The sequence below is a fragment of the Thermostichus sp. OS-CIW-32 genome (assembly GCF_054060415.1).
Window position 1 is genome coordinate 134,799 of sequence record NZ_JBSSDD010000003.1, and the last position, 12,811, is coordinate 147,609.

At 60.6% G+C, this 12,811-nt stretch carries 9 protein-coding genes and 1 pseudogene; 8 read left to right on the forward strand and 2 right to left on the reverse strand.

Features of this window, described 5'->3' with window-relative positions:
- Positions 1–43 precede the first annotated feature (43 nt).
- The 8 genes and pseudogenes from def (at position 44) to ACVWY8_RS05710 (ending at position 6,621) form a co-directional block, all read left to right on the forward strand.
- Complete coding sequence (def, locus tag ACVWY8_RS05675) at positions 44–568, forward strand: peptide deformylase (RefSeq protein WP_414330398.1); 525 nt, start codon at positions 44–46, stop codon at positions 566–568.
- Positions 569–579: 11 nt separating this feature from the next.
- On the forward strand, positions 580–1,077 hold the full coding sequence (locus tag ACVWY8_RS05680; RefSeq protein WP_414416528.1) for a thiol-disulfide oxidoreductase DCC family protein: 498 nt from the start codon (positions 580–582) through the stop codon (positions 1,075–1,077).
- Positions 1,011–2,249 (forward strand): pentapeptide repeat-containing protein, encoded by a 1,239-nt coding sequence (locus ACVWY8_RS05685; protein WP_011433715.1) that lies wholly within the window; start codon positions 1,011–1,013, stop codon positions 2,247–2,249. The genes ACVWY8_RS05680 and ACVWY8_RS05685 overlap by 67 nt, the downstream gene beginning before the upstream one ends.
- A gap of 90 nt (positions 2,250–2,339) precedes the next feature.
- Positions 2,340–2,441, forward strand: a pseudogene (locus tag ACVWY8_RS05690) (IS630 family transposase); the annotation flags it as partial.
- A 578-nt stretch (positions 2,442–3,019) separates the two neighbouring features.
- On the forward strand, positions 3,020–3,409 hold the full coding sequence (locus ACVWY8_RS05695) for a hypothetical protein (protein ID WP_414342319.1): 390 nt from the start codon (positions 3,020–3,022) through the stop codon (positions 3,407–3,409).
- A gap of 189 nt (positions 3,410–3,598) precedes the next feature.
- A complete protein-coding gene (locus tag ACVWY8_RS05700) occupies positions 3,599–3,835 on the forward strand; it encodes a gas vesicle protein GvpG (protein WP_011433717.1) in 237 nt (78 codons plus the stop codon).
- Positions 3,836–3,942: 107 nt separating this feature from the next.
- Positions 3,943–4,548, forward strand: coding sequence for a DUF3727 domain-containing protein (locus ACVWY8_RS05705; RefSeq protein ID WP_011433718.1), 606 nt, complete (start codon positions 3,943–3,945; stop codon positions 4,546–4,548).
- A gap of 243 nt (positions 4,549–4,791) precedes the next feature.
- Positions 4,792–6,621, forward strand: coding sequence for an Rqc2 family fibronectin-binding protein (locus ACVWY8_RS05710; RefSeq protein ID WP_414408773.1), 1,830 nt, complete (start codon positions 4,792–4,794; stop codon positions 6,619–6,621).
- Between the two features lie 47 nt (positions 6,622–6,668).
- On the opposite strand, the gene ACVWY8_RS05715 is transcribed toward ACVWY8_RS05710, so the two are convergent.
- Entirely contained in the window at positions 6,669–11,471 is a 4,803-nt protein-coding gene (locus tag ACVWY8_RS05715; RefSeq protein ID WP_457393462.1) for an alpha-2-macroglobulin family protein, read from the reverse strand.
- A 72-nt stretch (positions 11,472–11,543) separates the two neighbouring features.
- Positions 11,544–12,770, reverse strand: coding sequence for a type II secretion system F family protein (locus ACVWY8_RS05720; RefSeq protein WP_457393464.1), 1,227 nt, complete (start codon positions 12,768–12,770; stop codon positions 11,544–11,546).
- Positions 12,771–12,811 lie beyond the last annotated feature (41 nt).

Genomic DNA, 12,811 nt, shown 5'->3' on the forward strand with positions numbered 1-12,811 from the left:
GGATCCCCGCTAGACTGAGAAGAAGAATTGCTTGGGGCAAGCCATGACTTTTCGCCTACGCCAACTGGGGGATCCCATCCTGACGCAAGTGGCCGAGCCGGTGACGGAGTTCAAAACGCCGGCCTTGCAGGATCTTATAGAAGGCATGCTGGCTACCCTGAAAGAGGCGCAGGGGGTGGGCTTGGCTGCTCCTCAGGTGGGATCCCTGCTCCAAGTGCTGATCGTGGCCTCTCGTCCCAATCCCCGCTACCCGGAAGCGCCGCAAATGCAGCCTCTGGTGATGGTTAACCCCCGTCTGCTGGCTTGCAGTTCTGACCAGGTGCTGGGTTGGGAAGGCTGCTTGAGTGTGCCCAATTGCCGTGGTCTGGTGGCCCGCGCTCGCGAAGTGGAGGTGGAGTATTACACTCCAGAAGGCGTTCAGCAAAGGGTGGTCTGGCAGGATTTTCCGGCGCGGATCTTTCAGCACGAATACGATCACCTGATGGGTCGGGTGTTCCTGCAGCGGCAGCCTCGGCAACTGCTTACCGAAGCCCAGTACCAAGCCCAGATTTTGGGTCAGCCCGCCTGAGGGATCCCACCATGCCCTACATGGTTATCTACGACGGCCTCTGCAACCTCTGTGCCACCGGCGTTCAGCTCTTGGAGCAACTGGATCGCGGACGGCAGTTTTGCTATGCTCCTATGCAAGATACCTCTACCCTGGCCCAATGGGGGATCCCACCGGAGCAGGTGGAGCTGGGGATGATTCTCATCGATCTGGAGCACCCAGAGCGCCGCTGGCAGGGATCCGCCGCCATTGAACAAATTGCCGCCCTTTTGCCGAGCGGGGAGGTGTGGCTGGCTCTGTACCGCAACTTTCCTGGCTTGAAGTTTCTGGGGGATCTGGGCTACGAACAGATCCGGGATCACCGCTACGAGTGGTTTGGCTGCCGTAACACCCTCTACCTATCGGCTTACCCTGTCTGTGTTCGCGGCCAGGATCTCCTGGTGGATTTGGTAGATAAGGAATCATGCTCAGCCCCGTCCAGCAACTGCTGCACCAATACGCTCAGGGGGAACGGGATTTCAAGCAGCTGAATCTCAGCGCCCTGGGGCTTTACCAAGCAGATCTGCAAGGGATCCTCCTCAGCGGGGCCGACCTCTCTGGCCTTTGTCTGGCTGAAGCAGTTCTGTGCCGGGCCATTTTGGTGGGAACTGTCTTGGTGAATGCCAACCTGCGCCAAGCCTTCCTGGAACAAGCCAATCTGTGTCGAGCAAACCTACGTCAGGCTAACCTATGGCGGGCCCAGCTAAAAGCTGCTGATTTGAACAATGCCCGCCTAACTGAAGCCATTCTTTGTTACGCTGACCTCAGCCATAGCCGCCTTGAGGGAGCCCATCTGCAAGGGGCGGACTTGAGCCATGCCAACCTCAGCCAGGCCAATCTCCGGCAAGCCAACTTGCGCCAAGCCAACCTGATGGGGGCTAACCTAAGCAGCGCCGTTTTGGCTGACGCCGATTTGCATCAGGCCAATCTCGTGGGAGCGGACTTGCGGGGATCCCTGCTGCGGAGCGCCCACCTTACCCCTGAGACCCAAATTGCAGAAAAGTGGCGCCAGGTGTGGCAAATCCTCAACTGGGAGCAGGAAGGACGAGATCTGGTGGGCAGGGATCTGTCGGAGGCAAATCTTTGCGGGGGCTATCTCCACTCGGCCCAATTGGATGAAGCCAACCTTGCCGATGCAGACCTCAGCCAAGTCATCCTCTGCAGGGCTTCCTTGCAAAAGGCTAACCTGCGCCAAGCTCGCCTACTGCAAGCGGACTTGCAGGGCTCCAATTTGCGAGAGGCTAACTTTGTCCATGCCGATCTGCGCGGCGCCAATCTCCGCGAAGCCCACCTCGGCGGGGCCGACTTAACCTCAGCCAACCTACAAGGGGCAGATCTCAGCCAGGCCGTCCTGCAGGGGACACGCCTAGACGCCCAGACCCAATTGGATCCCAAGTGGAAACAAGTTTGGCGGGTTCTCAACCAGCCGCGTTCCGGCTGGAGCTTGGCCCGAGCTAACCTTGCAGATGCGTATTTGCGCCGAGCCTACCTGCAGCAAGCGGACTTGACCGGAGCGGATTTAAGAGGAGCTGATTTGCGAGAAGCAGACTTGCAGGAAGCCAACTTGAGCCAAACCGACTTGCGGGGCACCAACCTGCGGGGAGCTAACCTGAACGGCGCTTTGTTCAAGGGATCCCTTTACGACGAGTACACCTTTCTTTAGACTCACATTGTTGCTACAGCCTATTAAAAATAGGATACAAGTATTCAAGAGGAAGGAGAGAGGGATATGCCAACCCATTCGCTAGAAGCTGGGAAGTGTAGCATAGAGCAGATAGTGGAGACCTCTTTATTACTTATCAACCCGTCCTGCTTCCGAAGTTGGTTTGCTAAGTGTTGCTACTGTGCCCCTTAGTTCCTTAACAGGCTGTATCGTTACTCCTGGGGCACCACCCGCCAAACGGTTCCTCTAGCCGCCATTGCTCGTGACCAAATTCAAAGCTTGAAAGAATGGGCTGCCGAGTCAGGAGCACGTACCGCTTCCCAAGATCAAAAGTTGATTCAGGAGCTACGGACCATCGTCCAGAAGAGAGGGTTAGGCTACATTGAAGTTGATAGTCCCCCATCCTTTTCCTCTCCACCTCCTGCCTAAGCTGTTTTGGTCGGCTCGTTCCGAGTTGTGGCAGCTCCGTGGAAGTAGGCTTGCAAGCATTTTTTCCTGCAAGACGCAGAAAAACTCCGGTTGCCGCTCCGCTTGAATTTGCTGCCTGTGGATTAGCCCCCGTTAAATCCGTCCGGGGAAGCCGCCGATTGATCTGAGCTGCTCAGGTGGCCCCTTGTTGGATTAACTTCCGGCAGCTCCCAGGCAGGGCACTGGGATCGGATCCCGCACGTTAGCGTGCAGGACCGATGGTTTTGCACTTTTCGTATCCTTGACTACAGATTTTTTGGTAGGATTGATCGTGTAGAGGTACTGGTATGTAGAGCAGCCTTATGAGTGCAATCGCTGAAATGAGGGGGACAAGTCTCCTGGCCCGCCATCGCCAAAACATAGCAGCCTCCCTGGCCCGTCGTTTGGAAGCAGCTAGGGCGGCCAACAACACCCGCTTGATGGAGCTGCTGAAACAAGAAGAGCGGCAGCTGGCAGCCGAGTACGGCGGCAGGGATCCCTTCTCTTCAGCGCTCTTCAGAGGACTGCGCCACCTTTGGCAGAGCCTGAAGGCAGTCTTGGCGGCCTGCGATGAACTGCGGGTGCGGCAGTGGGTAGATGGCAGCGGCATGGTCTGGTGGTCTGTCCAAGACCCAATCACGGGAGAGCGCCTGTGTACCCATTCCGAGGGGGAGCTCATGGAGTGGATCGAGAAGCACCAGCGAGAGGATTAGTCTTCGCGGCTAGGACTTGCCTGAGCACCAATAGCCAGTGTTTCCCCTGGCGCTTCGTGCGTGTCCCAGTCTTTCCAGCTTGGGGAGGAAGGGAACAAAAAGTTTCACGGCTAGGCCGGGGCAATGGCCACCTGAGAATCCAAATTGATAGGATTACGAAGACTCATCATCTGCTTTAGGGGCCCTGGGATGGTTTGGCAATTGTTGACTTGGCCGGCCCAAAGCTTGCTTTGGCTAGCGGAGCAGATCCAAGAACGCGCCGAAGCACAGCTGGATAGCAAAGAAAACCTGCAAAAAGAACTTACGGCCCTGCAAATTCAGCTAGATTTGGGAGAAATTGACGAAGAAACCTACGCCCGCCGAGAAGAGGAGATTTTATTGGCTCTGGAAGCCTTAACCCAAGCAGAAGGAGAAGCCGAAGCATAGAGTTCTGCCGGTGGGCCTGGAAGGGATCCCTCAGCATTGCAGGGGGGCAGAACATGGGAGAATGAGCTTCTGTACACCCCCGTCTTTCCTACCCTGGGCTGTTTTCAATGACTGAATCCCATGAAACCTTGGTGCTCCGCGACGAGCAAAACCAGCCTCTCAAGTGCGAGATCCTGCGGCAGGTGGTCATCGACGAGCAGACCTATGCTCTGGTGACTCCCGTTGATGCTGTGATCAAAGTGCTGGTTTGGGAAGGGGAAGAAGAACCCAGCCAAGCGGTGAACGGCGATGCCAACATGGAAGGGATCCTGGACGAGCCGGATCCCGAAGAGCTACAGGCTACCCTGCCCACCATCCAGGCTGTCTTGGGGGAGTTGAACCTCACCTTGCAGCAAAATGGCTTCGACATCCTCACGGTTCAGGGGGAATTGCCCCCAGTCGAAGAGGAAGATGTGTTCGAGCTGGGCGAGAGCGAGGAAGATGCCCAGGAGTTTCAACTGCTAGCTACCTTTTTCTACCAAGAGAAGAAATACGGCATCTTTACCCCCCTCGATCCCGTTTTGCTCTACGCCGCTCTGCCTGACGAAGGGGATCCCTACCTGCTCACCCCCGATGAGCCGCCAGAGCTTTTTGATCAGCTCTATGCCCTGCTGCTGGATCTCGATGAGGAATGGGAAGACGGAGATGACGAAGAAGATGAAGACGAAGATTAGGCGGTCAACCCCTTCTGTTCTGCCGAGTTGGATACTCCTGCCCAGCCAGTCGCCTCGGCGGTGCGGAGCACCATAGGGATAGAGGTGGTGAAACTACCCGGTAAAACTTGCCCAGAGTTTTTCACCAGCCACTCCAGACCCGTCTCAACATCTGTCGGGGGCGTCGGATCTGCGGGCCAAGGGTCAGAATAAGCCAGCCTCAGACCAGCCGCCTGAGCATTGCGTAGCGAAGGAGCAACAGGGATGCAGCCGGTTGATTTAACCACCCTGCGTGCTGTGCTCGCCGATCTAACCCAGGCTAAGACAGGTCGGGATCCAGTTTTGCCTGCCCGCGTGGAATGGATCCAACAGACCGATCTGTGGACGGTGGTCATTGGCTTGCGCACCCTCACTGCCCGCCCCTGCTTGCTGTTGTGCTGGCATCCTCAGGCGGCCCGTCTCCACCTCTGTCAGCCTCCTCCCAAAGAGCCGGATGGCTTTCAATTTAGCCAGTTCCTCCAACGGCACCTGAAGGGTTTGGCTCTGACGGAGCTGGCTCTGCTGGAGGATTGGGAACGGGTGATTGACTTGCGCTTTGCCCCTCGGCCCGGGGATCCCCCTTATCGCCATCTCTACCTGGAGGTGATGGGCAAGCACAGCAATGCCATTTTGGTGGACGAGGCGGGCATGATCTTGGCCAGTGGTCATGGGGTGAGCGAGCGCCAATCGCGAATCCGTCCAGTGCAGCCGGGCCTGCCCTACGAGGCTCCTCCGGCCCTAACCGACCCGATCCCGCAGCGATCCGAGCCCTTTTCCTGGTGGCAAGAGCGCGTCGCCCTGATCCCTGGCCCCATCGGCCAACGGCTGTTGCGCTGTTATCGCGGCCTCAGTCGGCATTTGGTGGAAGCGATGTGCCATCAGGCTGGGATCCCGCCCCAAACCTCCACCGATCACCTCTCTGCCCGCGATTGGCAGGCACTGTTTGCCAGGTGGCAAGACTGGTTAACCCGTCTGGAAACAGGCCAGTTTGACCCAGCTCCCACTCCCCAGGGATACACCGTTCTCGGCTGGGCAAGCGGTGCCGTTCCCGTTAGCGGGACGGAGTCCCTGCAACAACCTTCTCGACTCAATCTGCACCAACTTCTGGAAGGCTACTACCAGGCTCAGCTTAACCGCGAACAGTTTGAGCGAGAGCGCCACCGTCTGCTGCAAAGGGTATCCACCCTGCTGAAAAAGCTCTATCAGCGGCGAGAGCAATTTGAGGCAATGCTGGCCGACTCCACCCAAGCGGAAGCCTCCAAGCAGGCTGCCGACTTGTTGATGGCCCACCTCCACCTCTGGCGGCCAGGGTTGCATCACATCGAGCTGCCGGATTTTGCCAGCGGCCAGACGGTCAAGATCCCTCTCGACCCCGAAAAAAATGCCATTCTCAATGCCCAAGCCTACTACCGCAAGCACCGCAAACAAAAACGGGCCCAGGATGCTATCCGGCCCCTACAAGAGGCGCTCGGCCAAGAGATCCTCTACCTCGAGCAGGTGGAAGCGTCTCTACAGCAGCTGGAAACCTATCGGGATCCCCAAGACTTGACCACCCTCAAGGAAATTGAGACCGAGCTGATTGAACAGCGCTACTTGGAGAGTCCCACTCGCAACAGCGGGACAGAGTCTCTGCGGGCGAGCTCAAAACATGCCTCACCGGCAACCTTCAACCCCCACCGCTTTACCAGCCCCAGTGGCTTCTCCATTTGGGTGGGGCGCAACAACCTGCAAAATGATCAGCTCACCTTTCGCGTGGCTCAGGAACACGATTGGTGGTTTCATGCCCAAGAGATCCCCGGCAGTCATGTGCTGCTGCGCTTGCCCCCCGGGGCTGTAGCAGAAAGCGAAGATCTGCAGGCGGCTGCTGATTTGGCGGCCCATTTCAGCCGCGGTCGCCTCAGCGAACAGGTGCCGGTAGTCTACACTCGCCCGAAACTGGTGTTCAAACCCAAGGGATCCCCGCCCGGCATGGTCGTTTACAAACAGGAGCAGGTGCTTTGGGGGCGGCCCAGCCATGCGCAGCTGCTCATTGCGTCAGCCCTTGGGCCACACTGACGCAACTGGTCACTTCGTTTCTGGCCAAGTGGGCAGGTTCGAGGCATTCAAGGGAGAACTTCGAGGGAGTAAGCGGCGCTGCGGCCATAGCGGCTGGGGTCGTACATTTCTTCGGCCAAGGCAGGAGCCACCTGGAATTGGCCGGGGATCTCTGGACGGAAGAGATAGACAAACTCATGGCGACCCTGCTTGAGCTCGGTGCTGAAAAAGGCCACGCGGTCATCCCGATTCTCTTGGCGGGTCCAAAACCAGTCCCACCAGTAGTCTGGGGCCAAGCCGGTGAACTCTCGCGGATCCTGGGAGGTGATCTCGGCGCCGCTGGGCAGGGGATCCTCGACCACCACGTAGTGGCTGTCCCGCTCGGCTTCCACCGTCAACCGGGCCAGGAGGATTTCTCCGGCCCTTACTGTGTCGCCAGGGCGCAGCGGCTGCTCTCGGTAGCGGATCTTCCCGTTGGGTTGGAGCTGGGGCTGTAGGCGGAAGTAGCTGCGGCTCACCGCAAAGCCTTGGGCTTGAGAGGGCAGAGGGTTGGGGACGAAGGCTTCTCCCCTCAAGCTGTAGTAAAGGGGGCCGGGGCCGGACTTTTCCAGGCGCAGGCTGCTCAGGTTCCCCACTTCTGCGTCAGCCCAATCCAGCCCATAGCGGGGATCCGCAGGGCCGGCCTGCCAGCGATCAAGAAGGGATCCAGTTGTCCCATCCAACACCCGCACCTCGCCGGGGCCGGGAAGCTGCTGCTGCTGGGCTTGGTAGTAGGCGGACAGGCCGAGGAGAGCATCGGCGGTGGCTTTGGTGGTGCGCCAGCGGTTGTTTTGCCGCTGTTGGAGAAGGGCATCGGCAATCTGGGCAGCCCGGTCATCCTGCAGCCGAACGGCCAATTGCAGTAGGGGGCCGGCCACCTCCATGTCGTCGTAGGTGGAGCGCTCTTGGGTCGCACGAGTTGGAGCAGCCGGGATAAACCAGCGCCCTTGGGGATCCTGTTGCCGCCGCTCCAGAACCTCATCCAGGGCTGCCTGGGCAAGATCCCCCTGGCCCAGTTGCAGGGCAGCCAGGCCATGGTAGGCCAGGCCAAAGGTGGAAAGCTGGGCCGGCGGCGGCAGGTCGGCAGTCACCAAGGCGGGATCCCAGAGGGCCAGGCTGTAGGCGACAAAAGCCTGTAGATCCGGGGAGAGGGCTTGTGGCTGGGCCAGTTGAGCGGCCAGATAGTCCTGAGCGGCCAGATAGTCCAAGGCCTGCCGCACCCGCCACTCTTTGAGGGCATAGCCAGCAGCTTGGGCAAGGTGATACCCCTGCAGGATGTATCCGGTCAGATAGGGGTTGCTCCGGTCATGGGCCCACCAGCCCCAGCCCCCATCGAAGTTCTGGGATCCCTCCAGTCGCTGCAAGCCCGATCGAAGCACCTGGGGCAGCCGCTCCAGGGTTTGCGAGCGCAGGTTCAAGCCCAACTGCTTGCTGACTTGGGTGACGGCTAGGGCGGGCAAGAAGCGACTCAGGGTTTGCTCGGTGCAGCCGTAGGGGAACTCCACCAGGTAATCCAGCGGCTCCAGCAGGGTTGCTGCCGGGCTAGCGGCCAGTTCCAGGTGAAGCTGCCGGGATCCCGGCACCCAGGTGGCGGGCCAATCCAGCGATAAGTCAAGGCTGCCCTCCTGCACCCGACCCACCTGGGAGAACCGTTGCACAGCGCCGAAAGGCTGGCTGGGGATCCGCAGTTGCAACGCATCTTTCAGCCCATTCCCTTCCGCCCAAACCCGCAGAGAGGTATCTCCGGCCCCCAGAACCTGGAGAGGCCATTCCACCCGCCCCGCTCCTTGGGCCGGCACGGTGAGGCGTTGTCGTTCCGGGCCTTGCAATTTCAAGATCCCACCGGCAGGAACAGGAACTTCCAGCCGCACCTCCACCGCTTGGGCTTGACCCGTGCGGTTTTGCACAATGGCCGCCAAGGTGAGCTGATCCCCCACCCGGAAAAAGCGGGGAGCGGCCAAGCGCACCAACAGGTCTTTGCTAACCGAGACTGTGGCAAGAGCGGATCCCACCTGGGTGTCGGCAGTGGCAGCGCGGGCGGTCAAGCGCCAGGTGGTCAGGTTGTCGGGCCAACGCACCTGTACCTGAGCCAGGCCATCGGCATTGGTGACCAGATCCGGGAACCAGGCGGCGGTATCGCGAAAGTCCTCCCGCACTTGACCGGCCAGCTTGTCAGCACCGCCGGGATATTGCTGAGGGAAAGAGGTAGTGGTGGTAACTTGGTTGTACTGGCGCCCATAGAAGAAGCGGCGAATATCCGGGGTGAAGTCGGGTCGCAATAGGTAGAGGGCATTGTCCACAATCCCTAGGCCCACCTCGGCGCTCACCGGCTGTCCCTGGGCGTCGCGGGTGCGGATTTGGATTTGGGCGGTCTCGCCCGGTCGATAGGTGGGCTTATCGGTCTGCAGCTCCACCTGTAAAAAGCGATCCAAGGGGGAGACCCGCAGCAGGGCCTCGCTTCGGTACAGCCGCCGCTCTGGGCCGATGGCAGTGGCAGTGACGTAGAGATTGGGACGATAGTCGCCGCGGATGGGCAGCCGCAGCGTGGCCGTATGCCCCTGGAGACGCAGCACCTGCACCTGGTGCAGCCGGGATCCCTCAATGCCCACCAGCACCGCCACATCCGGCAGCGGCGAGACTATCAGGATCTGGGCCTCTTCCCCCACCTGGTAGATCTGCCGATCCGCCACCACTTCCAGGCTGGGCAGGGATCCCCAACTTTGCAGGGGGCTGCCCGGCTCCACCACCCAGAGATAGTCCACCTCCTGCACCCGTTCGCGCCAGCGGTGCGGAGCACTTTGACGGCGGGGATCCCATGCCGTCAACCGCACCCGGTAGTCTCCCGGCTCCAGGTCGGCGGGCAGGTGGAGGTCGAGGCTGCCTTCCCCGTTGACAATCTGAAAAGGTTGCCGCAGCAGGGTATCTTGCCGTTGGTAGGTGCTGCTCTTGGGATCCCAGCGCCAGCGCTCCAGGCTCAGCTCTCCGGTGGCGCTGACGGGGCGGCCATCGTAATCGCGGGCTTGCAGCCGGTAGGTGAGGGTATCCCCCGGAGCGGGCAGGTGGCGGTCGGCCTCGGCAAAGAGGGCAAATTCGCCAGCTGTTACCCAGGCCCGCGCCGTTCCGGTCACGGTGCGACGGCTGATGTCGGTCACCTCCACCTCGATGCGCAACTGCTGCACCTCTTGGGGGCCCCAGTAGCTGTCTTCTTCCCAGTTGAGATCCTGCAGCAGGCGATCCAGGCGAAACTCCGCCCGCCCTTGGGCATCCGTCACCCCTTCCCCTTCCGCCACCAACTGGCCGTAGCCGCCGTAGTAGCCCTGCTCCTCTCCCAGGTCGTCGGCGAAATAGTCTTCCTCGGCAGAACGGGGCAACAGCCCATAGCGCAGGCTCCAGTCGGGGCTGCTGTAAACTCGGTAGCGGAGCTGGGCAGCGGCCACCGGCGCGCCGAAAAGATACTCGGCCTCCACCTGCACCTTCAGGGATCCCCCCCGCACCAGCCAAGGTCGGTCGGGCACCACCGCCACCTCAAACTCCGGCTTGCGGTAGGCTTCCACCTGAAAAGAGGTGTATTCGCCGCTGGATCCCTGCGGCCCTGACACCTGCCACTCCAGGCCGTAGCTGCCCAGGGGCGCCTCTTCCGGCAGTTGAAACTCCCCATAGACACTGCCAAAAGCATTGGTGGCCAGGGTTTGTTCGCTCAACACATCCCCGTTGGGGGCCGTAAGGGTCAGTTGCACTGCTTGTCCTACCGGGGGCGGCGTGAGGCGGGTTTGCTCTCGCACCAGGGCGCGGAAATAGACGGTTTGGCCAGGACGGTAGAGGGGACGATCGGTGTAGGCGTAGATCCGGTGGGGCTGGTTCCAGCCATAGGCGTAGCTGCGGGACAAAGCCTGCAGGGTGTTGTCGGCACTGCGGCCATAGACCACCAGGGAAGAACCCTCTCTCGCCGGCAGGCCAAAGCGGGCCAGCCCCTCTGCATCGGTGGTGGCCGTCAGGGGATCCCCCCACTCCCCGAAAACTTGGATCTGGATCCCGGCCAGGGGACGCAGCTCCCGCAGGTGCACCGCCTGCACCACCAACTGGCTGGCATCCTTCTTCTGGATGAGGCCGAGATCGCTCACCAAAAACCAATGGTCGAAACGGGGCAAGGGTGCAGCCGCATTCAGCGGCTCCCGGCCCTCCGCCTCCACCCAGTAGGCCCCCGGCGGCAGGATCCCCAGCTCCAAGGTTTGGGCTGTCCACCCCTCTCCCGCTCGTCGTGGCACCGGCTGCTGCCAACTGCGCACAAGCTTCCGCCGCAGGGTGGGATACAGAGCCGGATCCAGGGAGCCATAGTCAGCATCCGCCAAATCCCGCAAGAGATGGGATCCCTGCAGCTCTGTCAGGGAAAAGCGATAGAGGCTGAGCTGCACCGAGCCCAGGCTGGTGGCCCGCCACTGCAGCCGCGCCGGTTCTGCGGTCGTAAACACCTGGCTGGTGCTGTAGAGATAGAGACCGGGGGGGACAAGCTGAGGGCGCAAGGTGGGGATCCGAACCGTTGCCCCCTCCCGCACCAGAACGGATCTCTGGCTGCCCACCTTTTCCAGGCCGGATCCCTGCACCGTCACCTGGTATTCCCCAACAGGCAATCGATCCAAGCGATATTCGCCATCTGCGGTCAAGCTGGAGCTGCGAGTGGCCGGGCCGGCGGCGATCACCCGGACGCTCTCCAGAGCTACCCCTGCCGGCAGCTCCACCCGTCCCGCCAGGGATCCCGTCGGCTGTTCGGAAAGCAAAACTGCCAGCCCCACCCCCAACAACAGCACCAGGGCCGCTAACCATCGCCTCAGCATGGGATCCCTTTCCTTTGTTGCTCCTACCCTGTGCCCTGGCCGCCCTGGGGGTTCAAGGGTCAGCCCAATCCACTACTTCACCAGCTCGAAGACGTTGAACATGGGCAGGTACATGGCCACGATAATGCAGCCCACCATACCGCCCAGGATCACGATCATCAACGGCTCCAGCAGGCTGGTGAGGGCGCGTACCGCCTCCTCCACCTCCAGCTCGTAGAAATCCGCCGTCTTCATCAGCATCGCGTCCAGCTCCCCTGTCTCTTCCCCCACGCTGATCATCTGAATGGCCATGACTGGGAAGACCTTGGCCTTGCCCAGAGCAGGGGCAATCTGCCCTCCCTCTGAGATGGATTGGCGGGCGGCGTCAATGGCGTTGGCCACCACCTGGTTGCCGGAGGTGTCGCGCACAATTTCCAAGGAAGTCAGCACCGGCACCCCGGAGCGGGTGAGAGCGCCAAAGGTGCGGCAGAAGCGAGCCACCGCCGACTTCTGGATCAGATCCCCGAAGAGAGGGAGCTTGAGGGCCAGCGCGTCGATGGTCTCCTTGCCGGCAGGGGTGCGGTAAAAGCGCCGGAAAGCAAAATAGACGGCCCCTAGAAAGCCCACCAGCCCCAAGCTGTACTGGGGCGTGCGCAGGAACTTGCTGATGTTGATGAAAAACTGGGTAAAGCCGGGCAGCTCCCCACCCAAGTCGTTGTAGATGCTCTCAAACGTGGGCAAGATGAACAGCACCATGCCCAAGAAAATCAAGACAGCCAAGATCGTCACCACCACCGGGTAGGTCATGGCTGACTTGATCTGCTTCTGCAGGCGATCCATGTCCTCCAGCAGCTTGGCCAGACGGTTGAGCACTTCGTCCAGCACGCCGCCCACCTCCCCCGCCTGCACCATGCTGCAGTAGAGGCCGTCGAAGGCGTCGGGATAAGGGCGGATGGAGTCGGAGAGGTTTTTCCCGGCTTCCACGTCTGAGCGAATGGCCCTCAGGTATTTTTTGAGCTTGGGGTTGCCGGTTTGCTCCTCCATGATGGTGAGAGAGCGCACCATCGACACGCCGGCGTTGATCAGGGCAGCGAACTGCCGGGAAAACACCGCCTTGTCGCGAATGTCGATGGATCCCAGCATTGAGAAATCGAAAGACGTATCCAAGGAAAAGAAGGGTTTCTCCTCCTGAATGTCTTCCTGTTTGGCAAAAATCCCGTCTCGGCGCAGCCGTGCACGAACTTCGGTCAAGCTGTTGGCCACCACCGTCAGGCGTACCGGCTGACCGGCCTTTAACCCCCGAACCTTGTAGCGCGGCATGGCTGTACCCCCGGCTAGATCGCTCTAAATAACGAAATGGC